Origin of the sequence: Sulfitobacter delicatus, assembly GCF_900102535.1 — a bacterium.
Lineage (GTDB): Bacteria > Pseudomonadota > Alphaproteobacteria > Rhodobacterales > Rhodobacteraceae > Sulfitobacter > Sulfitobacter delicatus.
The window spans coordinates 195802-217664 of the sequence record NZ_FNBP01000004.1 but is presented as its reverse complement, the minus strand read 5'-3'; the positions used below and the strand labels follow the sequence as shown (position 1 = coordinate 217664).

Annotated in this window: 22 protein-coding genes; 6 read left to right on the top strand and 16 right to left on the bottom strand. The window is 59.9% G+C overall.

Annotation, left to right across the window (positions count from 1 at the left end; genetic code table 11):
• The first annotated feature begins 42 nt into the window (after positions 1 to 42).
• Positions 43 to 918, top strand: coding sequence for a translation elongation factor Ts (tsf, locus tag BLS57_RS09605; protein WP_093741654.1), 876 nt, complete (start codon positions 43 to 45; stop codon positions 916 to 918).
• Positions 919 to 1177: 259 nt separating this feature from the next.
• Here the strand turns inward: tsf and BLS57_RS09600 are convergent, their stop codons facing one another.
• The 14 genes from BLS57_RS09600 to BLS57_RS09535 form a co-directional block, all read right to left on the bottom strand.
• Complete coding sequence (locus tag BLS57_RS09600) at positions 1178 to 1924, bottom strand: helix-turn-helix transcriptional regulator (protein ID WP_093741652.1); 747 nt, start codon at positions 1922 to 1924, stop codon at positions 1178 to 1180.
• Complete coding sequence (gene aroQ, locus BLS57_RS09595; protein ID WP_093741650.1) at positions 1924 to 2361, bottom strand: type II 3-dehydroquinate dehydratase; 438 nt, start codon at positions 2359 to 2361, stop codon at positions 1924 to 1926. The genes BLS57_RS09600 and aroQ overlap by 1 nt, the downstream gene beginning before the upstream one ends.
• Before the next feature lie 255 nt (positions 2362 to 2616).
• A complete protein-coding gene (locus BLS57_RS09590; RefSeq protein ID WP_093741647.1) occupies positions 2617 to 2889 on the bottom strand; it encodes a hypothetical protein in 273 nt (90 codons plus the stop codon).
• Positions 2890 to 2904: 15 nt separating this feature from the next.
• On the bottom strand, positions 2905 to 4251 hold the full coding sequence (locus BLS57_RS09585) for an ISNCY family transposase (protein WP_093741645.1): 1347 nt from the start codon (positions 4249 to 4251) through the stop codon (positions 2905 to 2907).
• A gap of 138 nt (positions 4252 to 4389) precedes the next feature.
• Positions 4390 to 5079 (bottom strand): phosphate regulon transcriptional regulator PhoB, encoded by a 690-nt coding sequence (gene phoB / locus BLS57_RS09580; protein ID WP_093741643.1) that lies wholly within the window; start codon positions 5077 to 5079, stop codon positions 4390 to 4392.
• A gap of 4 nt (positions 5080 to 5083) precedes the next feature.
• Positions 5084 to 5791: a phosphate signaling complex protein PhoU gene (phoU, locus tag BLS57_RS09575; RefSeq protein WP_093741642.1), complete on the bottom strand. Its 708-nt coding sequence runs from the start codon at positions 5789 to 5791 to the stop codon at positions 5084 to 5086.
• Between the two features lie 4 nt (positions 5792 to 5795).
• Positions 5796 to 6593, bottom strand: a complete 798-nt coding sequence (gene pstB, locus BLS57_RS09570) for a phosphate ABC transporter ATP-binding protein PstB (RefSeq protein ID WP_093741640.1) — start codon at positions 6591 to 6593, stop codon at positions 5796 to 5798.
• Between the two features lie 14 nt (positions 6594 to 6607).
• Complete coding sequence (gene pstA, locus BLS57_RS09565; protein WP_093741638.1) at positions 6608 to 7963, bottom strand: phosphate ABC transporter permease PstA; 1356 nt, start codon at positions 7961 to 7963, stop codon at positions 6608 to 6610.
• A complete protein-coding gene (gene pstC, locus BLS57_RS09560; protein ID WP_425274338.1) occupies positions 7960 to 9456 on the bottom strand; it encodes a phosphate ABC transporter permease subunit PstC in 1497 nt (498 codons plus the stop codon). Before pstC ends, pstA begins: the two co-directional genes overlap by 4 nt.
• Positions 9457 to 9524: 68 nt before the next feature.
• Positions 9525 to 10565 (bottom strand): substrate-binding domain-containing protein, encoded by a 1041-nt coding sequence (locus BLS57_RS09555; RefSeq protein ID WP_093741633.1) that lies wholly within the window; start codon positions 10563 to 10565, stop codon positions 9525 to 9527.
• Between the two features lie 141 nt (positions 10566 to 10706).
• On the bottom strand, positions 10707 to 11759 hold the full coding sequence (locus BLS57_RS09550; RefSeq protein WP_093741631.1) for a sensor histidine kinase: 1053 nt from the start codon (positions 11757 to 11759) through the stop codon (positions 10707 to 10709).
• A 1-nt stretch (position 11760) separates the two neighbouring features.
• Positions 11761 to 12282 (bottom strand): gamma carbonic anhydrase family protein, encoded by a 522-nt coding sequence (locus BLS57_RS09545; RefSeq protein ID WP_093741629.1) that lies wholly within the window; start codon positions 12280 to 12282, stop codon positions 11761 to 11763.
• Positions 12279 to 12926, bottom strand: a complete 648-nt coding sequence (gene gmk, locus BLS57_RS09540) for a guanylate kinase (protein WP_093741627.1) — start codon at positions 12924 to 12926, stop codon at positions 12279 to 12281. Before gmk ends, BLS57_RS09545 begins: the two co-directional genes overlap by 4 nt.
• A 3-nt stretch (positions 12927 to 12929) precedes the next feature.
• The gene (locus tag BLS57_RS09535; protein ID WP_244153642.1) at positions 12930 to 13808 is read right to left on the bottom strand and encodes a YicC/YloC family endoribonuclease; all 879 of its coding nucleotides are present in this window, start codon (positions 13806 to 13808) and stop codon (positions 12930 to 12932) included.
• Positions 13809 to 13988: 180 nt separating this feature from the next.
• Between BLS57_RS09535 and BLS57_RS09530 the strand changes: the two genes are divergently transcribed.
• The gene (locus BLS57_RS09530; RefSeq protein ID WP_244153641.1) at positions 13989 to 14741 is read left to right on the top strand and encodes a PAS domain-containing protein; all 753 of its coding nucleotides are present in this window, start codon (positions 13989 to 13991) and stop codon (positions 14739 to 14741) included.
• Between the two features lie 85 nt (positions 14742 to 14826).
• On the opposite strand, the gene BLS57_RS09525 is transcribed toward BLS57_RS09530, so the two are convergent.
• A complete protein-coding gene (locus BLS57_RS09525) occupies positions 14827 to 16197 on the bottom strand; it encodes a class II 3-deoxy-7-phosphoheptulonate synthase (RefSeq protein WP_093741623.1) in 1371 nt (456 codons plus the stop codon).
• A gap of 191 nt (positions 16198 to 16388) precedes the next feature.
• Between BLS57_RS09525 and BLS57_RS09520 the strand changes: the two genes are divergently transcribed.
• Positions 16389 to 17393, top strand: a complete 1005-nt coding sequence (locus tag BLS57_RS09520; RefSeq protein ID WP_093741620.1) for a GlxA family transcriptional regulator — start codon at positions 16389 to 16391, stop codon at positions 17391 to 17393.
• On the opposite strand, the gene BLS57_RS09515 is transcribed toward BLS57_RS09520, so the two are convergent.
• On the bottom strand, positions 17390 to 18478 hold the full coding sequence (locus BLS57_RS09515; protein WP_093741618.1) for a PQQ-dependent sugar dehydrogenase: 1089 nt from the start codon (positions 18476 to 18478) through the stop codon (positions 17390 to 17392). The genes BLS57_RS09520 and BLS57_RS09515 overlap by 4 nt on opposite strands.
• Before the next feature lie 209 nt (positions 18479 to 18687).
• Between BLS57_RS09515 and BLS57_RS09510 the strand changes: the two genes are divergently transcribed.
• The 3 genes from BLS57_RS09510 to BLS57_RS09500 all read left to right on the top strand — a co-directional run bounded on the left by BLS57_RS09510 (position 18688) and on the right by BLS57_RS09500 (position 21862).
• Positions 18688 to 19872, top strand: coding sequence for an ABC transporter substrate-binding protein (locus tag BLS57_RS09510; protein ID WP_093741616.1), 1185 nt, complete (start codon positions 18688 to 18690; stop codon positions 19870 to 19872).
• Between the two features lie 389 nt (positions 19873 to 20261).
• Positions 20262 to 21044 (top strand): ABC transporter ATP-binding protein, encoded by a 783-nt coding sequence (locus BLS57_RS09505; RefSeq protein ID WP_093741614.1) that lies wholly within the window; start codon positions 20262 to 20264, stop codon positions 21042 to 21044.
• On the top strand, positions 21041 to 21862 hold the full coding sequence (locus BLS57_RS09500) for an ABC transporter ATP-binding protein (protein ID WP_093741612.1): 822 nt from the start codon (positions 21041 to 21043) through the stop codon (positions 21860 to 21862). Before BLS57_RS09505 ends, BLS57_RS09500 begins: the two co-directional genes overlap by 4 nt.
• Position 21863 lies beyond the last annotated feature (1 nt).

Sequence of the window (21863 nt, the reverse complement as noted above, 5' to 3'; positions counted from 1 at the left end):
GGGCCTTGGGCCTGCCCCCGATTTCCAAAGGAGAACCAAGAGATGGCAATCACAGCATCCATGGTCAAGGAACTGCGCGACAGCACCGGCGCGGGCATGATGGACGCCAAGAAGGCACTGACAGAAACAGACGGCGACATGGAAGCCGCCGTTGACTGGCTGCGCACCAAGGGTCTGGCCAAAGCGGCCAAGAAATCCGGCCGTACAGCAGCCGAAGGTCTTGTGGCCGTTAAGGTCGAAGACGGTCACGGTGTCGCGGTCGAAGTGAACTCCGAAACCGACTTCGTTGGCAAAAACGCTGAATTCCAGTCGATGGTCAGCAACATCGCCGACGCAGCTCTGAAGACAGACGATGTCGAAGCGCTGAAAGCGGCTGAGATCAACGGCAAGACCGTTGAGACCACCATCACCGATGCCATCGCCAAGATCGGCGAAAACATGTCCCTGCGTCGCATGAAGAGCATTGATGGCGAGACCGTAGTCTCCTACGTGCACAACGCGGCCGCACCCGGCATGGGCAAGATCGGCGTTCTGGTTGCCATGAACGGCGGCGACGAAGCCTTTGGCAAGCAGGTTGCAATGCACATCGCAGCTGTGAACCCAGCGTCGCTCTCTGAAGCAGATCTGGACCCGGCGGTTGTCGAAAAAGAAAAGCAGGTCCAGATGGACATCGCCCGTGAGAGCGGCAAGCCCGAAGCCGTGATCGAAAAGATGATCACCGGCCGGATGCAGAAGTACATGTCCGAAGTGACACTGCTGAATCAATCCTTCGTAGTGAACCCTGACCTGACCGTCGGCAAAGCTGCCGAAGAAGCAGGTGCGACCATCACTGGCTTCGTGCGCCTCGAAGTTGGCGAAGGCATCGAAGTTGTCAAAGAAGACTTCGCAGCTGAAGTGGCCAAAGCCGCTAAAGGCTAAGCCAAGCTGCGTAGTATTGGAAGAAGGCGGTGCACCGGGGTGCGCCGCCTTTTTTCGTTCCTTGGAGGGAATGAGCCGGAGCCCGAGACCCGGTCAGCCAGGTGAAGAATAAACCTGGCTGAGACCGGCGACCCGAAGAGAGCCTTGGTATTGCAAGGGGTCAAGAGCCGTTGCCTACTGGCTTACAACCAGCGGGGCTGAAATGATCATGTATTATCGCAAAGCGGGTATCGAGTAGGGTATTCCATACCTCAGGTTGTCATGTTTCCACCATGAAGATCTGATTGGAAAACGCAGCTTTCAAAACAGCCTGTGCGGTGGTCTCCACAGACAACGCTTCGCGCGCCAAACGCAGGTGTTTTTCCACCGTCGCCGGGGTAAGGCCCATCAGAAGCGCAATATCTCGCGTTGTCTTACCGTCGCCGACCCATTCCAGCGCTTCGCGCTGTCGCCGCGTAAGGCTCCGGGCTGGGTTATGATGGGGCAGGGACATGATCTTGAGATGCGCCATCTCGTTCATCAATTGGATGTCAGCCCCGTGCAGCGCCCAAAGCGCGTCTACGTCCTCCTGCGAGGTGCCTCGTTTGGCAGTCAGGGCAATGGCCCCCTTCGAACGCGCTGACGTGGTCTTAAAACTCAGCGTATAACCCGCCGTGACGCCCATATCGAGATTGAACTCCATCACCCGTTTCTCGGCCTCGTTCTGCGGAGGGGTCTGATACACGGTGCTCCAGCTACAAGCGCCTTCGTTGGAGAGCGCCCAGCGAACCATCGGTGCATATTGATAGAGCCCGCCGGTAAAGAACTTGTCGAGATAGGCGCGGTCATGGTTGCTCAGGATGACAAAATCGGCCGGATCACCCATAGAACTCGGGCTCATGTAACGGGTAAAGCCATAGATCAGCCGGTCAAAGCCGAAGTTGCGCATCTGCGTAACATGGGCTTGCCATAGGGTATCGATTGTCGTGCTACGCGCGATACGATGAAAATAGTCGCGCATTTCCATCAGGTTACAAGATGTCCTTTAAGTGCCTGAAGCGCCAAGACATAGCCTTGCGCCCCGAAGCCGCAGATTTGCCCTAAAGCGACTGGCGCAATGTAGGACGTATGGCGGAAGCTTTCACGGGCGTGGATATTGCTCAGATGCACTTCGACCAATGGCAACTCGACGGAGGCGATGGCGTCCATCAATGCGATTGAGGTATGCGTATAGGCGCCGGCGTTCAAAATGATCCCAGCATGGGTGCCGCGGGCGGCGTGGATCAGATCAATCAACGCGCCTTCGTGGTTGGATTGTTCAAAGGCGATTTCTAGCTCAAGGCGCGCAGCCTCAGCAGTGCAGAGCTTTTCGATATCTGCTAAGGTTGTCGAGCCATAGACCTCAGGCTGGCGTGTGCCAAGCAGGTTGAGGTTTGGACCATTCAGGATCAGGACAGAAGGCATGGCGGCTCGCTCAAATCGTTTTACCAGTGATAGTTGAGCGAAAGCCGCGCTGTCCAGCAAGGGCTATCTTTGGAATTCACCTGTGGCGGGAAGAGCGCAGAAGTCCTCCCGTAAAACCGCGTCCTTTGTAAACACCATTCAGAAATGTCACCTGTTGCGCAAACCAGAAATGTCACCATGGGCGCTTACGGTAGCACAGCCTGACAGGGTGTAGACCTCAGATATCGGAGCCCTGGCTGGCTGTGCGGGTGTAGTTTAGAGCCGCAGTTTGCGTTGCTCATTCTTGTTGAAGAAAGCTTTGATGCCTTCATCGCTGACCAGCGCCTGAAAGGCACGCCAAGCGAGACCGTCTGCAAGGTAGGGCGGGTCGTCGGAAATGGTCAGAGTTCCAAACTCATTCTCGACCGAGAGAATCCAGCCTGGGTGCAGCGTGGTCTTGTAGATCTCGACATCGAAATGATGCCCCTGGATGACAATAGCTTGGGTGTATTCGGAGAAGATAATCTCGGGGTCGTCTTCAGTATCCATGCCAGTACTTTGAGCCTATTCCGCGGCTTGCACAATTGTCTTCTTGGCACGCGATCCGGAATGTCGTCCTTGCCGTCTGCCGTTCGGCTTGTAGCCCATCTTCTCTGAATTTGTCCGCACCTTGGGTTTTGGCGGTGCCTTATCTTGCATGTCCTTGATGTGTTCCAGCACCGCTCCCAGTCGCTTGTTCTCTGTGATGGCCGCATGCGTCACACGTTGATCCATATCGAAGATTTTGTAGGGCAGGGAGCGGCCTTTCGAGCGCACTTCGAACCGCCCGTCCACGAAGGCATAGGTGTCGACGTATTTGCCGACCAGCCCGCGTGTCACATCGCTTTCCTTCAGCATGATCCGCTTGCGGTCGTAGGAAAACGTGAGCTGTTTGCCGACATAGCGGTTTTCGCGCCAGCACAGCACTTCATCCAGCCGATCCGGCTCCATATTGAGCGCGCGGTGCAAGTTGTCGGACTTTGTGGGAACCTTGGCAAACTGGGCGTTGTAACGGTCTTTGAACCCTTGCAGGTAAGCGTTTCCTGCTTCCATGTCCGAGATGCCTGCGAGACGCAGTTCCTTCACCAGGCGATCCTGAAGTGTCCGGTTCGCGCGTTCGACGCGGCCTTTGGCTTGAGAACTGTTCGCGCAGAGGATTTCCACGTTCAACTCGTTCAGGGCACGTCCAAACTGGGTCATGCGCGCGCCGCCCTTGGCGTCTTGCTTCGCCACGCGAAACACCGTGTGTTTATCGGAATAAAAGGCGACGGGACGGCCATGTTGGCGCAGATAACTCTCCAGTGCCTCGAAATAGCTGAACGTGCTTTCCGACTGCACAAACCGCAGTTCCATCAACGTGCTTGTCGCATCGTCGATAAACACGAGCAGGGTGCATGGTGGGCCGCGATCCTCAAACCAACGGTGATCAGAGCCATCAATCTGGATCAGTTCGCCGTAACATTCCCGACGCAATCTGGGTTGGTGGAATGTACGCCGTTGCTTGCGCGACAGCCAAATACCGTCTTCTTGCATCCACTTGCGCAACGTCTCGCGGGACACCTTGAAGCCGTGATGTTCAGCTAACATCTCAGCGGCCAATGTCGGGCCAAAATCCGCGTAGCTCTCTTTGATCAGGCTTAGCGCATAATCCCGTTTGGCTTGATGGATTAAGTTGTTCGGCGCGCGCCCGCGAGACCCGTGACGGATCGCCGACGCACCATCCTTGCGATACCGCTTCAACAATCTGAAGATTTGCCGCCGCGTCAGATCCAGCATGTTAGCCGCATTGTCGACGGTCAGCCGGTCATCATCGACCTGCGCCAAAACTTCCACGCGGTTCAACTCGCGCTCGCTCATCATCACCCATCCCATGTCCACGCATCCTCATCTCAAACCGAGGACAGAGTGACACTTCTGCTTTGCTTAAGGGTGACATTATCGCTTTGCGGCTACATCCTTTAGTCGTATAATCAGTCTTATGTAAATTAACTGCGTGCTACGTCGTATAGATTAACCCAGAGCGTATCCTGCGCCCCGAACTGTGCGAATTGGGTCCGTGGTGCCCCCTGAGGTTAGCGCTTTACGAAGCCGCGCAATATGGACGTCCACCGTGCGTGTATCGACATAGATGTCGCGCCCCCAGACATGATCGAGCAACTGGTCGCGGCTGAACACTCGGCCCGGTCTTTCCAGCAGCGTCAGCAGCAACCGGTACTCGGTCGGACCAAGTTTCAGCTCGGCTCCCGCACGGCTGACCCGGTGGCGCTCAGGATCGAGTGCGATGTCCTCATAGCTCAGCACCGCGCCCACAGCCGCAGGACGCGCGCGGCGCAACTGCGTGCGTACCCGAGCCATCAGCTCGCGTATGTTGTAGGGTTTAATCACATAGTCGTCGGCGCCGGTGTCCAAGCCTCGGACGGTATCGACTTCCTCGGACCGTGCCGAAAGCATGATAATCGGAATCTCGCGCGTCTCGGTCCGCGTCTTAAGTTGACGGCAGACTTCGATGCCACTCATCAGCGGCATCATCCAGTCGAGAATGATAAGATCCGGCGCGGCCTCGGCGATCAGCAACATCGCTTCTTCGCCGTTCTCAGCGCGACGCACCGCAAAGCCCTCGGCCTCCAGATTATACGCTAACACTTCGCGTTGCGCAGGCTCGTCTTCGACCAAGAGCACCTGGGGCTGTGTGACATCCATCGGGTCAGACCTTTGCCGCGACAGATGTGCTGTCGGCCTTTGGGCGATCTTCCTCTGGCATCTCACCGGTCACGAGATAGACGACCTGTTCGGCAATCGCGGTCACATGATCGCCCATGCGCTCAACGTTTTTCGCGATGAAATGCAGGTGCATACAGGCGGTGATGTTGCGTGGCTCTTCCATCATGAAAGTCAGGAATTCGCGGAACAGCGCGTTGTACATCTGGTCGACGTCTTCGTCTCTGGCGATCACATCGCGGGCCAGATCGGCGTCGCGCTGGATATAGGCGTCGAGCGCGTCTTTCAGCATCGCCTCAACCGTACCGGCCATGCGCCGGATCGCACCGGTGCTGTCGCTTATGGGCGGCATTTGGTTCAGCACCGTGCTGCGCTTGGCCATGTTTTTTGCATAGTCGCCAATACGTTCGAGGTTGGCGCTAATCTTAATCACGCTCAGGATCAAGCGCAGATCAATCGCTGTGGGCGCGCGCAGAGCGATCACGCGGGCCGCGTTTTCGTTGATCTGTTCTTCGAGCGCGTCGATGGCCTTGTCCCCTGCCCTGACCTCCTGCGCCAGTTCTTCGTCGCGGGTTTCCAACGACTGCGCACCGCGCAGAATGGCGGCCTCAACCAGTCCGCCCATTTTCAGGATTTGCGCCTGAACGGCCTCAAGATCACGGTCAAAGGCTGATGCAATGTGTTGTTCTGACATGGTTTTATCCAATCCGGCCGGTGATGTAGCTTTCGGTGCGCGGGTCTTGAGGTCTGGTGAAGATGTCATCGGTATCGCCAAACTCCACGAGGTTGCCAAGGTGGAAAAAGGCTGTCTTTTGGCTGACTCGGGCAGCTTGCTGCATGGAGTGCGTGACAATGACCACCGAATAGTTCTGGCGCAGCTCGTCGATCAGTTCTTCGACCTGCGCCGTGGCGATGGGGTCGAGAGCGGAGCAAGGCTCGTCCATCAAGAGCACCTCAGGTTCCGTGGCTACAGCGCGAGCGATGCAGAGACGTTGTTGTTGGCCGCCAGAAAGGCCGGTTCCGGGCGCATGCAACCGGTCCTTCACTTCGTCCCAGATCGCCCCGCGCCGCAGCGCCTGTTCGACGATCCCGTCGAGGTCCGCCTTGTTCTGCGCCAACCCGTGGATGCGCGGGCCATAGGCCACGTTATCATAGATCGATTTCGGAAACGGGTTCGGCTTTTGAAACACCATGCCGACCTTGGCGCGCAGTTGTACTGGGTCGACGCGTTTGTCATAGATGTCTTCGCCATCGATCCGGATATCGCCCGTGACGCGTGCCGCATCAATTGTGTCGTTCATCCTATTGATACAACGTAGAAAAGTTGACTTCCCGCAGCCTGATGGGCCGATGAACGCGGTCACGGTCTTGTCGTTGATATCGATGTCCACATCGCGGATGGCTTGGCTGTCACCATAGTAGACCTGCACATTGCGGGCCGCGATTTTGACGGGGTGGTTTGTCACGTTCTGCTCCAGCATTTCTGTATCTTTCATTGTCCCGTCCCTTTTTACCAGCGCCGCTCGAACCGGCGGCGCAGCAGCACTGCGATGGCGTTCATCGAGATCAGGAACACCAGCAAGATGATGATGCCGCCCCAAGCGCGTTCGTAGAACGCCGGGTCGGCGCGTTTGGCCCATTCGTAGATCTGCGCTGGCATGGCCGAATTCGGGGCCATCAGCCCTTCGGCGATGCTCTCGGGCGGGTTGGAGGCGATGAAGCCGACCATGCCGATCAGCAGCAGCGGGGCTGTTTCGCCAAGCGCTTGGGCAAGGCCGATGATGGTGCCCGTCAGGATGCCGGGTGCTGCGAGGGGCAGCACGTGGTGGAAGACTGATTGCATCTTCGACGCCCCTACCCCAAGCGCTGCATCGCGGATCGACGGCGGTACGGATTTCAGTGAGGCGCGGGTTGAGATGATGATCGTCGGCAAGGTCATCAGCGTCAGCACCAGACCACCGACCAAGGGCGCGGAGTTCGGCAGGTGCATGTAATTAATGAACACCGCAAGGCCCAAGATACCAAAGACAATCGACGGCACCGCCGCGAGGTTGCTGATGTTCACCTCAATGATGTCGGTGATCCAGTTCTTTGGCGCGAATTCCTCTAAGTAAATCGAGGCCGCGACCCCGATGGGCAGCGCCAGCACCAGCACCACCAGCATCATGGCAAAGGAGCCGAGCATCGCCACCCCCATGCCCGCCGCTTCGGGCCGCGCGTCAGAGGCATCGGCGCCGGTGATGAAGTTGAGGTTAAGGCGCTTTTGCAGGCTGCCGTCAGCGATCAGCGCATCGACCAGGTCAAGCTGTGCGGCGTTAATGTTTTTGTCATTGGCGATGCTCTCACGGCTCACGCGGCCCTTGAGGTACCCGTCGACACGGCTGTTGGTCAGGAATTCGAACTCCACCGTGCTGCCGATCAGATCGGGGTTGGCCACCACATAATCGCGCAACTGAGCGGCGGCGTCTTTGGACAGCAGGTCCGCCATCGCTTTGGGCTTTAGTGACGTCTCGATCCCGGATTCCGCAATTTTGGCCTCAAACGCAGCCTTGGTGAGCGGCGCGTAACCAAAGGTCGAGACCTTTTTGATCTCAGCAAGGTCGCGGTTGCCGTTTTTGTCGAGCTTCTCTTCCAGCAGCGGCACAGAGAGGGTGACATAAGTCTGCTGAAACGCGCCCGTGCCGCGTGAGATGATGGTGAAGAGCAACGTCAGCAGCATCAGCAGGCCGATGGCAATCGCCACGATGCCGTAAAGCTTGAATCGGCCCTCAGAAGCGTTGCGGCGTTTCGTGCGCCCGTCCTGCACCAGCAAGGAGGCGCCGCGCGGGTCCGCGATGGGCGCTGCGGGGTTGGGGATATCGCTCATTCGTATTGCTCCCGATATTTGCGCACGATGTAGAGGGCCAGCACGTTCAGGCCTAGTGTCAGGACGAAGAGGGTGAGACCGAGCGCGAAGGCCACCAGCGTCTCAGGGCTGGCGAAGTCGCTGTCGCCGGTCAATTGGCTGACGATGCGGGTGGTGATGGTCGTCATTGCTTCGAGCGGATTGCCGGAGATCCGGGCAATGGCCCCTGCCCCTAGCACCACGATCATGGTCTCGCCGATGGCGCGGCTGGCGGCGAGCAGCACGGCGCCGACGATGCCCGGAAGGGCTGCGGGGATGACGACTTGGCGGATGGTCTCGGACTGGGTCGCGCCCAGCCCGAAGGAGCCATCGCGCAGGGATTGCGGCACGGCGTTGATAATATCGTCCGACAGCGAAGAGACGAAGGGGATCAGCATGATGCCCATGACGAGCCCTGCCGTCAGCACCGAGGTCGCTCCTGACATCCAGTCGACGCCCAAGAGCCCGTCTTCGCCGCGTCCGAAGATCTTGACCAGCGCCGGGCCGACGGTCAGCAGCGCGAAAAGGCCGTAGACGATGGTCGGAATACCGGCGAGGATTTCGAGCAGTGGCTTGGCGGTGGCACGGACCTTGGGTCCGGCATATTCGCTAAGGTAGATCGCCGCGAAAAGCCCGATGGGCACGGCCACGGCCAGCGCGATGATCGAGATATAAAGCGTGCCCCAGAGCAGCGGCAGGATCGACAGGTCGCTGTCCCCGCGAAAGTTCGGTGCCCAAGAGGCGCCAAAGAAGAAGTCTGTCCACGGATGCAGGCTGAAAAAGTTAATCGTCTCGAACAGCATCGACAGGACGATGCCGACGGTGGTCAAGATCGCCAGAGAGGCCGCGAGGATCAGCAGCGCTTTGATGGCGTTTTCGACGCGATTGCGGGCGCGGAAGTCGGCGTGGCTTTCACGGTACGCCAGCAGCAGCCCAGCAAGCGCCAGCAGCAGCACGAAGACGTTGCGCCCGACATGGCCCAAAGCATTCATCTCGCGGTAGGCTTGCGCGGCCTGCAAAACTTCCGGGCTGACCTCGGCACCGATGGCGACACCGCGCTCGGCCAGCCAAGCACGCAGATTATCGGCGACGGTCAGATCGGTCGCCTCGGCGTCGGAGATCGCACCCGCGCCTACAGCAGCATCCAGCCCTTCGGCCAGACGGCGCACGTCGCTCATGATCAGGTTCACCGAAGACCCTTCAGGCACCGCTTGGGCCGGGATCATTTCCACCACCGAGGATTGTACCAGCATCGGTTGCACAAGCAGCCAGATGCCCAGTGCCAAAAGCGCAGGCACCGCCACGCTGATTACGGCGTTGTAGCCGTAATAGCTGGGCAGTGAATGCAGCTTGCGGCTGTCACCTCCGGCAGAGATCATCGCTCGGCGGCGGGCAAGAAAATATCCGCCCAGTGCCAGCACCGCGATGAGGGTCACCAGCGGCAGCACCGCGCCTGTTGTCAGTATTTGTCCCACATGTCCCCCAGTGGATCAAAAGCAGCAACCGGGGGCAGTCGCCCGCCCCCGGTGTCATTCGCTTAGGTTCAGGAACCGCCGCCCATCACGGTCTCATCGGTCACGACCGACTGGGTCTCGGCCAGTTCAGGGTCGGAGACCAAACCGTATTCGGCCAGCGGGCCATCGGGGCCAGCGACTTCGTCAGCGACGAAGAACTCAGCGTATTCCTTCAGGCCGGGGATCACGCCGATGTGGGCTTTCTTAACGTAGAAGAACAGCGGGCGCGACACGGGGTAGTCACCCGAGGCAATGCTCTCGGTGGTCGGCTCGACGCCGCCCATGGTGGCAACCTGAAGCTTGTCGGTGTTGTTCTCGTAGAAGGCCAGACCGAAGACGCCGATGCCGTCTTGGTTGCTTTCAATGCGCGCCAGCGTCTCGGTGTAGTCGCCGTCAATGTCGACAGATTTGCCATCGCTGCGCAAGCTGATGCATTCTTTCTCGGCGGCTTTCTTGTCGCCTTCAGCCGCTTCAAGGAACGTCTCGAAATCACCGGTGGCTTCGCAACCGGCCAAGATCACCTTCTCTTCGAACACTTCGCGGGTGCCGTGTTTGGTGCCGGGAATAAAGGCTTGGATCGGCTGGGCGGGGAAGTCGGGGTTCACTTGGTCCCATGTGGTATAGGGGTTCTCTGCCACCTCGCCATCGACGACGACCTTGGCAGAAAGCGCCTTGTACCAATCGGTCGGCGTGAACTCAAAACTGTTGCCGTTGATGTCGGAGGCGAAGACGATGCCATCATAGCCGATGCGCACTTCGATGATGTCGGTCACGCCATTCTCGGCACAGGCGGCCACTTCGGCCTCTTTGATCTGGCGCGAGGCGTTCGCCACGTCGATGGTGTTCTCGCCCACGCCTTCGCAGAAACGCTTGAGGCCCGCCGAAGAGCCGCCCGATTCCACGACCGGTGTCGGGAAGTCAAAGTTCTCGCCAAAGGCTTCGGCGACGATGGAGGCATAGGGCAGCACGGTCGAAGAGCCGGCGACCTGTACTTGGTCGCGTGCGGCAGCAGCGGTGGCGGATACGGCGGCGATTGCCAGAGCGGAGGTTGTGAGTTTTGCGAGGGACATGAGGTCTCCTGTCAGATGCGAATTGGCGACCACCCCATGGTGATCTGGCCCCCGGTCTATGAAGGGCGTGCTGCGCTTATGTGACAGGTCTGTTACAGTTTCATGACAAGGGGCCGCGGCCCCGGATAATTTTTGAAGAATCTAGGTCGAACTGTCCTCGAGCGGCAAAATCACTTTGAATTCAGCGCCTTCGCCGGGCGTGCTCGTGACCTTCATCCGCCCGCGATGACGGTTCAGGATGTGTTTAACGATCGCCAGCCCCAGCCCGGTGCCCCCCAGACTGCGGCTGCGGTGGCTGTCGACACGGTAGAATCGCTCGGTCAGGCGCGGGATGTGGAGCGCATCAATGCCGGGGCCGTGGTCCCTGACGCTGACATGCACCGCCGGGCCGCGCATGGCGGTGTCTTGGGCGACGATCTGGGCCGTGACCTCGACGCTTTTGTCGCGCCCGCCGTATTTGATCGCATTCTCAATGAGGTTGGTGAACACTTGCATGAGTTGATCCGCATCGCCCAAGACGGTGGCCGGGGTGTCGCCCAAGTCAGGCGCCAGCGTGACGCCACTATCAGCGGCCAAGGGTGCAAGGTTGCGCAGGGTCGCGCCAAGGACATCGCGCAGGTCGATCCGCGCGTCGGGCCGCACACGCTCTTCGGCTTCGACCCGGCTGAGCGACAACAACTCGCCCACCAGCCGGTTCATGCGTTCGGCCTCTTTGGCCATGATCTCTAAAAACCGCTCTCGCGCCGCTGTATCTTCGCGCGCCGGGCCTTGCAGGGTTTCAATGAACCCCATAAGCGCAGTCAGGGGCGTGCGCAGTTCATGGCTGACATTGGCGACAAAATCCCGCCGCATCTGGCCTGCTTGGGCCATTTCGGTCACATCGTTGAAGCTGAGCAAAACGACGCCATCCCGGCCCAAAGGCCGCAGGCTGACGTCGTAATTGGCCCCGCTGTCCCCCGCGCCGGTGGCATAGCGCGCTTGCTGCGGCCCCTGCCCGGCGAAGCATTTTTCCACCGCCGCGACCAACCCCGGCTGGCGCAGCGCGGTGATGTAATGCCGCCCCGCCAAGCCTTGCCCGAGCAGGTCTTCGGCCTCGGCGTTCAGCGCGGTGATCCTTTCATCCGCGTTGATGGTGAGGCTCGGCAGCGGAAGCGCCGCGACGAGTTCGGTCAAGGTGACAGGCGTGTCGCCCATGTCAGAGCGGTTCGAGGTCGCGCCGGAAGCGGGTGGCGTTTTCGGCATAGTGTTTGGCGCTGGCGGTCAGCGCTTGGATCGCGGCCTCGTCCAGTTCCCGCACCACTTTACCCGGCACACCCATGACCAGCGAGCCATCGGGAATGACCTTGTTTTCGGTAATCAGCGCCCCGGCCCCGATAAGGCAATTCTTGCCGATCTTCGCGCCATTAAGCACCGTCGCCCCCATGCCGATCAGCGAATTGTCCCCGATGGTACAGCCATGCAGCATGACCTTATGGCCAATGGTGCAATCCTCGCCCACGGTCAGCGGGTAGCCCATATCGGTGTGAAAGACGCAGTTCTCCTGCACGTTGCTGCCGCGCCCCACGGTGATCATCTCATTGTCGCCGCGCAGTGTGCTGCCGAACCAAACTGAGCTCTCCGCCGCGAGAGTGATCTTGCCGATCACATTAGCATCGGGCGCGACCCATGCTTCGGGCGAGACATTCGGGCGGGCATCGGCAAGTGCGTAAAGGGTCATTTTAATTCCTCAAATTCAGATTGCAGACGGCGGACGTGGTCTTTAATCGCAGGCTGCTGGCTTAGCCGCAAACGGGCGGCGGTGATGATAGATTTCAGCCGTGCTTCGGTTTGATCAAGGTCATCGTTGATCAGCACAAAGTCATAGCCGTCCCAATGGCTGATCTCGTCCCAGCTTTTGCCCATCCGTTTGGCGATGGTTTCCGCATCGTCCTGCCCCCGACTTTCAAGCCTCCGTTTCAGCTCAATAATCGACGGAGGCAGCAGGAAGATCGACAGCGTGTGGGTGTTAAGGTCCGAGTTGCGGATTTGCTGCGCGCCCTGCCAGTCAATATCAAAGAGGATATCTTGCCCCTGATCGATCGCATCTTGCACCGGCGCTTTGGGCGAGCCGTAGAAATTGCCAAAGACGTGGGCGTGTTCCAACATTTCGCCCTCAGCCACAGCTTGGCGAAAATCATTCTCGGCGACAAAGCGGTAATCCTTGCCGTCTTCTTCGCCCGGACGCGGGGCACGGGTGGTGGCGGAAACCGAGAAGTTGATCGTCGGGTCCCAGTCTCGCAGCGCGCGCGCCATGGTCGATTTGCCCGCGCCCGAGGGCGAGCTGAGGATGATCAATAGGCCGCGTCGGCTTTGTTTGCTCACGTCTTACTCCACATTCTGTACTTGTTCGCGCATTTGGTCGATCACGGCCTTGAGGGCCAGTCCGACGGTCGTCAATTCGGTGCTCTGCGCCTTGGAACAGAGCGTGTTGGCTTCGCGGTTGAATTCTTGCATCAGGAAGTCGAGCTTGCGCCCGACCGGGCCGCCCTGCCCGATGAGGTCGCGGGCGGCGGCGACATGGGCGGCGAGGCGGTCGATCTCTTCCGTCACATCGGCTTTGACCGCGATTAACGCGAGTTCCTGCGCCACGCGGTCAGCGTCCGCGCCTTCGCTGTTGTCGAGCACCCGCGCAAGGTTGCGTTGCAGGGTCGCGGCCATCTCGTCTTTGCGCGCCTCGGCCAAAGCAGCGGCTTGGGCGGACAGGGTTTCGACCTCAGCCAATTGGTCCTGTAGCACTTGCGAGAGGGCGGCGCCCTCGGACTCGCGCATGGCGTTGAAGTCCGCCAGCAGGCTGGGAAACTCTGCCAATAGCGCCGCGCGCAGGCCATCTGTATCCTGCGCTTCTTCTGCCTGTTCAAGCACGCCGCGCATGGTCAGCAGATCGCTCGCCCGCGACGGAGCGAGCGACACGCCTGCGTCCATCGCACGGGCTTCGATATCATGTAATGCAGTCAGCAGAGCGTCGACCTGCGCGGTGTTGACCTGCAAAGCGCCATCGCTTTCGCCACGCGAAATCCGCAGGTTGCAGGTGATATTGCCCCGCGCCGTCGCGGCTGTAAGTTGCTTGCGCAGCGCGACTTCCAGTCCTTCGATCCAGTCCGGCACACGCAGCCGCAGGTCCAGCCCCTTGCCGTTCACAGCCCGAAGTTCCCACGACCAGCTCCAGCTTTCATAGGCGCCGGATTGGGCGGCGAAACCTGTCATGGACCTGATCATTGGTATGTTTCCCCTCATGGCGGACATGCCCTGCCTTACGGTGAAACCGGCTTGCGGGGCAAGCCCTTCGGGGTTTTTGGCAGCCTTTACAGCACGCCAAAGGCCGTTAACCAATTGCGCCGAAACCGCAGGAAACAGCGGGCGCAATGGACTATTAAGGATTTGGTAATGATTTTGCCCTCCCGCCCCTCAGGTGGCGGTTCGGGTGGCGAGATCAGTTCGGAAGGGGTGAGTAAGATGGACAACGCAGGTCAGAATGCGCAGAATGTGATCCTCATGTCAGATCACCGGACATATGCTGGCTACGGCCCGCTGGCGCAGGTCGAAGCCTATTGGGAAGCGTTGCGCGGCAACCGCCTGATGCCCTGTCGTTCGGATATTGATCCGCGCGGGATCGAAGAAGCCCTGCCCTATGCCTTTATTCTCGAACGTGTGGCACCAGGTGTGGCGCGGCTGCGGATTGCGGGCACCCATTTGCGCGAATTGATGGGGATGGAGGTGCGCGGCATGCCGATCACGTCCTTCTTCACCAATGCCGCGCGTCCTTTGGTCGCCGAGGCGCTGGAAGACGTATTTCAACTGCCGGGGCAAACGACATTGCACCTGACCTCAGCTGCGACCTATGGAAAGCCTGCGCTAGAGGCGCGGATGTTGCTTTTGCCGCTAAAGAGCGATCTGGGCGATGTCAGCCGGGCGCTTGGGTGTTTGATGGCGGTGGGCGATCTGGGCAAGGCACCGCGGCGTTTTGATCTGACACATCAGGACCGGAGCGGCAATCTGGTGAGCCCGGCCACGTCCTTTGTGCGCGACCCTGCCCCCGCCGCAGAACGTGGCTTTGCCGAAAGCGCGGCTTTGTTCGACCCGCCCGCAGCCAAGCGCTTGCCGCCCTATCTGCGTGTGGTGAAAACGGACAAGGAATGAACAATTAAGTTTGACCGAGGGCCGACATGCCCAACAGTCTTAGACGCCACCGTGCAGAAAGCCGGCGGCGCCCGTTGTATTTTACTTACCCTGCCGCGCGGGTGGATTGTGACGACCGGCGGTTTGACAGTTCCTCGGCCACCAAGAACGCCAGTTCCAGCGACTGGCTGGCGTTGAGGCGCGGATCACAGGCCGTGTGGTAGCGGTCGGACAGGTCCTCATCGCTCACTGCACGGACGCCGCCGGTGCATTCAGTCACGTCTTGGCCCGTCATTTCGAAATGCACACCACCGGGGACAGTGCCTTCGGCGTTATGCACGGCAAAGAATTCATGCACTTCGCGCAGCACGGAATCAAAGGGCCGGGTCTTGTAGCCAGTCGAAGATTTAATCGTGTTGCCGTGCATCGCGTCACAGGTCCAGACCACATTCGCGCCCTCTTCCTGCACCGCTTTGACCAGACGCGGCAGGTGATCGCCCACCTGCCCCGCACCAAAGCGCGAGATCAGCGTCAGACGGCCTTCTTCGTTCTCGGGGTTCAGCTTGGCCATCAATTGCTTGAGGTCATCGCTGGTCATCGAGGGGCCGCATTTGAGGCCAATCGGGTTTTGCACACCGCTGGCAAATTCCACATGCGCACCGTCCGGCTGCCGCGTGCGGTCGCCGATCCAGATCATATGGCCCGAGCCTGCCAGCCATTTACCGGTCTGGCTGTCACGACGGCAGAGCGCTTCTTCGTATTCCAGCAGCAGTGCTTCGTGGCTGGTGTAGAACTCCACCGATTGCAACGTATGCGCGGTTTCCGAGGTCACGCCAGCGGCGGCCATGAAGTCCAGCGTGTCGGAAATGCGGTTGGCGATCTCGCGGTATTTCTCGGCCTTTTCGTCATCGGTGAAACCCAAGGTCCAGCCATGCACCTGATGCACATCGGCATAGCCCCCGGTCGAGAAAGCGCGCAGCAGGTTCAGCGTGGCGGCGGCTTGGGTATAGGCGCGCAGCATCTTCTGAGGGTCCGGGATGCGGGACTCGGCGGTGAAGCTCAGGTCGTTGATGATGTCGCCGCGGTAGCTCGGCAGTTCCACGCCATCGACAGTCTCGGTCGGGGCCGAGCGCGGCTTGGCGAATTGGCCGGCCATACGGCCTAGCTTGATCACCGGCACCTTGGCACCGTGGGTCAACACGATGGCCATTTGCAGCATCACTTTGAACGTGTCGCGAATGGCGTCGGAACTGAACTGCTCAAAGCTCTCTGCGCAATCGCCCCCTTGGAGCAAAAACGCCTCGCCCCGGCCTGCAGAGGCTAGATGTCTTTTCAGTCGCCGCGCTTCGCCAGCAAAGACGAGGACTGGATAGCGTGCCAACTGCGCCTCAACCGCCTGTAGGGCAGCTTGGTCAGGATAATCGGGCATCTGGACGCGCGGTTTGCTGCGCCAGCTTGAGGTGCTCCAGTCTGTCATCGTCGTTACTCCGCTCAACTGTACCGAAGCTCAGCGCTTCGGTCAGCCTCACCTATACAAAAGCGAGGGCAAAGTGGCCAGAAGCGAAATACCGGCTCTTGACGTGGCGTGAGGGCCGTGAGCAAAGTTCGCGGCAAGTCTGATGGCCGTGGCACTGCCGTCAGTTACGATCTGATTTGAAAGACGCCGCGATGTCCCAACCACGCCCGGCCACCCGCATCCCCCTTGATACCGACAAGCCACGCTGCTTTGTCTTTGTGCTGCTTGAGAATTTCACATTGCTGAGCTTTGCCTCTGCCGTCGAATGTCTGCGGATTGCCAACCGGATGATGGGGCGCGACGCCTATGCGTGGAAGGTCGTCGGCGAGGATGGCGGCACCTGCACCAGTTCGTCGGGCGCTGTTTTTGCGCTGGACGGCGGCTTGGAAGAACTAAACCGCGATGACACGGTGATGATCTGCGGCGGGATCGACGTGCAGGCTGCGACGACGAAAAAGCTGCTGGCATGGCTGCGCCGGGAAGCCCGCAAGGGTTTGGTGGTCGGTGGTCTCTGCACCGCCGCGCATACGCTGGCCAAGGCGGGTCTGCTTGATGGCAAACGCGCCACGATCCATTGGGAGAACCAAGACAGCTTTGCCGAAGATTTCGAGGAGGTCTCGCTGACCAAATCGGTCTTTGTCGCGGACGGCAACCGGCTGACCACTGCAGGCGGCACGTCATCGCTGGATCTAATGCTGAAGCTGATTGCGGATGACCACGGCGAGGATGTTGCCAATGCGGTGGCCGACCAGTTGATCTATTCCTCCATCCGCACCGATCAGGATACGCAACGCCTGTCTGTGCCCACACGAATCGGCGTGCGCCATCCCAAACTCAGCCAAGTCATCCGGCAGATGGAGGGTAATATCGAAGAGCCGATCAGCCCGTCGATCCTTGCCCGCGATGTGGGCATGTCGACGCGGCAATTGGAGCGGTTGTTTCGGCGCTATCTGAACCGTTCGCCCAAACGCTATTACATGGAACTGCGTCTGCAAAAGGCGCGGAACCTGTTGATGCAGACGGATATGAGCGTGATCAACGTGGCCTTGGCCTGCGGCTTTGCCTCGCCCTCGCATTTCTCCAAATGCTACCGGGTACATTATGAGACCACGCCCTACCGCGAGCGTGGCAGCCATGCGACCCGCGCGCCAGGCTAGGGTGTGATGCGGTAGACCGTGCCGTTGATCTCAGAGATGAACCAGATCGCCCCATCCGGCCCTTCGACCACATCGCGCACACGGGCTGTTTCGGCGGTTTTAATCTGCTGCACTTCTTCCAGCGGATCGCCAGAGAGCCGCGCGATGTAGTCGAACTTGAGCGAGCCGACGAAGATGTTGCCCTCCCATTCCGGAAACTGCGCACCGGAATAGACCATCAGCCCCGCAGGCGCGATGGACGGATCCCAGTAGAGTGCGGGCTGCTCCATCCCCTCTTTGGCCGTGCCCTCGCCGATCTTCTCGCCCGAGTAATGCTCGCCGAAAGAGATCACCGGCCAGCCGTAGTTTGCACCTTTGCTGATTCTATTGACCTCATCGCCGCCCTTGGCGCCGTGTTCCGACACCCAAAGCCGCCCCTCAAGGTCCAGTCCTGCGCCTTGCGGGTTGCGGTGACCGTATGACCAGATTTCGGGCAGTACGTCAGGCTCGTCCACAAAAGGGTTGTCGTCCGGCACGCTGCCATCGCGGTTCACGCGGATGATGCTGCCATTGTGGGTGCTGCGGTCTTGGGCAGCAGGCCGATCGCCGCGCTCACCTATGGTCATCAGGAGTGTTCCATCGGGGGCCTCGACCACGCGTGAGCCGAAATGCTGACCGCCGCTGCTGCCGGGTTTCATGGCGAAGAGCTCGGTAACATCCTCAAGCTGTTTGGCATCTTCCGACAGACGCGCGCTGGCCAAGGCCGTGCCAGCCCCGCCGCCCTCCTGCCGCTTGGCATAGGTCAGATAGAGCATCCGGCTCTGCTCAAAATCCCGCGCGAGGGTGATGTCGAGCAAGCCACCCTGCCCCACGACCGCGACCTCTGGCAGCCCGTCCACGCTATGGCGCGCACCGTCTTTTTGATAAATCAGCCGCCCGGCCTTTTCCGTCACCAACAGACCGCCTGTCGGCAAGGGTGCTACGCCCCATGGCCCTTCCAGCCCTTCGGCCACCGGCTCTATGGTCAGAGCGGCCGCGCTTGTTGCCAAACCTAGGGCGCTCAGGGCGGAAAGGCTGATCGCGGCGAGGGTGCGGGAGATAGACATGACGGCTCCTTTGGGATTGGACGCTGTAGCACAGGATGTAGCCACGGCCCGCGCCCTGTCCACCGCCGCCCGCAAAACCAAGCAACAAGCCGCCCGCATAACTGCGCGATAATGAGCACGCACAACTGCGCGATAAATCGCCTTTTCTTTTCCGAAACCACGACCTAACGTCCCTGCAGAACGAAAGTTCAACTAAGGGAGAGAACCAAATGAAAAAAATACTGATGGCCACAACGGCTGTTGCTCTGCTCGCCACTGGCGCGCATGCTGAAGACACGAAAATCGGCATTCTTCTGGGCTTCACCGGCCCGCTGGAATCGCTGGCCAATGACATGGCGGCTGGCGCTGAACTGGCGATTGCTGAAGTCAACGAATCCGGCAACTTCCTCGACGGCGCAACCGTGTCGTCCGAGCGTGGCGACACCGGCTGCATCGACGCCGGTCTGGCCGTGGCTTCTGCCGAGCGTCTGATCACGTCCGACCGCGTCAGCGGCATCGTTGGCGGCATGTGCTCGGGTGAGACCACTGCTTCGCTGCAGAACGTCGCCATTCCGAACGGCATCGTGATGATTTCGCCTTCCGCGACATCGCCTGCTCTCTCGACCGTCGAAGACAACGGCTTGTTCTTCCGCACATCGCCATCGGACGCGCGTCAGGGTCAGGTTATGGCCGACATCCTGAACGACCGTGGCATCAAAGAAGTCGCCGTCACCTATACCAATAACGACTATGGTAAAGGTCTGGCCGACAGCTTCGAGACCGCGTTCAAAGAATCCGGCGGCACGGTCACGATCAACACGTCGCATGAAGACGGCAAAGCGGACTACTCCGCCGAAGTCGGCGCGCTGGCCTCTGCCGGTGGTGAAGTGCTGATCGTGGCAGGCTACGTTGACCAAGGTGGTGCGGGCATCGTGAATGGTGCGCTGGACGCAGGCGCGTTCGACACCTTCATGTTCCCCGACGGCATGGTTTCCGACACGCTGGAAGAGAAGTTCGCCGAGATTGCGGACGGCTCCTTTGGTCAGCACCCAAGTGCAGCTGGCGAAGGCCCGGACAACTACAAGAAGCTGGGCAAAGAAGCCGGTTTCGAGCCGACCAACGCCTTCTCGCCCGAATCCTATGACGCGGCGGCTCTGATGCTGCTGGCGATGCAGGCCGCAGGGTCCAACGATCCGGCTGCCTATAAGGAAAAGGTCATGGAAGTGGCCAACGCACCGGGCGAGAAAATCCTGCCGGGTGAGCTGGGCAAAGCGCTGCAGATCCTCAAAGATGGCGGCGATGTCGACTATGTCGGTGCCTCGGCTGTTGAGCTGATCGGACCGGGCGAAAGCGCGGGCAACTACCGCGAGATCGAGATGAAAGACGGCAAGATGACAACGGTCGGCTACCGCTGATCTTTGATCTATCGAACCATGCAGGGCCCGGTCGCACAGCGATCGGGCCTTTGCTTTGGGAAATCGGCTTTTCTTTCGGGGACACTGCATCTAAAAGGCGCCCCGCGAGGATGTGGGAAACACGTCCCGTTAGGGAGAGACAGATGAAGAACTATGTGGTGGCCGCCAAGGCCATGGCTTTTTGCGCGGGAGGCGCAAAGGCCAAGACCCGCGTTAGGACGACCGCCCCCAATGGGACGCGGGCGCTCATTCATTGTCATATGACCGAAACGGTCGCTTCCAAAAGTCGCAACACGCTGTAATCATGTGCGCAGTCCGACAATCGGGCTGTTTGCCGCATTACGACCAATAAAAACCAGCCACAAGGTGGCGGACACGGGGATGGACATATGATCGTCGTAGACGACTTACACAAACATTTCGGCGGGTTTCACGCCGTGGACGGGGCCAGCCTGTCTATCGAGAAAGGATCGATCACCGGTTTGATCGGTCCCAATGGCGCGGGCAAGACCACGCTGTTCAACGTCATTGCTGGCGTGCTCAAACCCACTTCGGGCCGGGTCACGATGGACGGTGAAGACATCACCGGCCTGCCGCCGCATGAGCTTTTCCACAAGGGCCTGCTGCGCACCTTTCAGATCGCGCATGAGTTTTCGTCGATGTCGTGCCGCGAAAACCTGATGATGGTCCCCGGCGACCAATCGGGCGAGACGCTGTGGAACACATGGTTCGGCACCAAACGCATCGCCAACGAAGAACGCGCCCTGCGTGCCAAGGCCGATGAGGTCTTGGAATTCCTGACCATCGAACATCTGGCAGAGCAAAAGGCAGGCCAGATTTCGGGCGGTCAGAAAAAGCTGCTGGAACTGGGCCGCACCATGATGGTGGATGCCAAGATCGTCTTTCTTGATGAGGTCGGCGCGGGCGTGAACCGCACGCTGCTCAACACCATCGGCGACGCCATCATCCGGCTGAACCAAGAGCGCAATTACACATTCGTCGTCATCGAGCATGACATGGATTTTATCGGCCGCCTTTGCGACCCGGTGATCTGCATGGCCGAGGGCCGCGTGCTGGCCGAAGGCACGCTCGATGAGATCAAGGCGAACGAGCAGGTGATCGAGGCCTATCTCGGCACCGGCCTGAAAAACAAGGACAAGGTAGGCGCATGAGCAATGATCCCTACGGCGACCGCGGCAACAAAGATTGGTCGGTCGGCAACGCAAAAGGCCAAGGCAGCATCATGCCCAAGGCCAGCGGCAAAACCCACCCCGCCCCCGGCGGCCCCTTCCTGATCGGCGACAGCATGACAGCCGGCTACGGCGCTGGCCCTGACATTCTGCACGACTGCACCATCGCAGTGGACCGCGGCGAGATCGCTGTGATCGTCGGCCCCAATGGCGCGGGCAAATCTACCGGCATGAAGGCGGTCTTTGGCATGCTCGACATGCGCAAGGGCCATGTGCGGCTGGACGGTGAGGACATCACCGGCCTCAGCCCCCAAGACCGCGTGGCCAAGGGCATGGGCTTTGTGCCCCAGACCTCGAATATCTTTACGTCAATGACGGTGGAAGAGAACCTTGAAATGGGCGCTTTCATCCGGCGCGATGATTACAAAGACACGATGGCGCAGGTCTACGACCTGTTTCCGATCCTCAAGGAAAAGCGGCTGCAGGCCGCGGGCGAGTTGTCGGGCGGTCAGCGCCAGCAGGTCGCCGTGGGCCGGGCACTGATGACCCAGCCCAAGGTCTTGATGCTCGACGAGCCGACCGCGGGTGTGTCGCCCATCGTCATGGACGAGCTGTTCGACCGGATCATCGAGGTGGCCCGCACGGGCATCCCGATCCTGATGGTTGAACAAAACGCCCGTCAGGCGCTCGAGATCGCGGACAAGGGCTATGTGCTCGTGCAGGGGCGCAACGCCTTTACCGGCACGGGCAAAGAGCTTTTGGCCGATCCTGAAGTCCGCAAATCGTTTCTGGGGGGCTGAA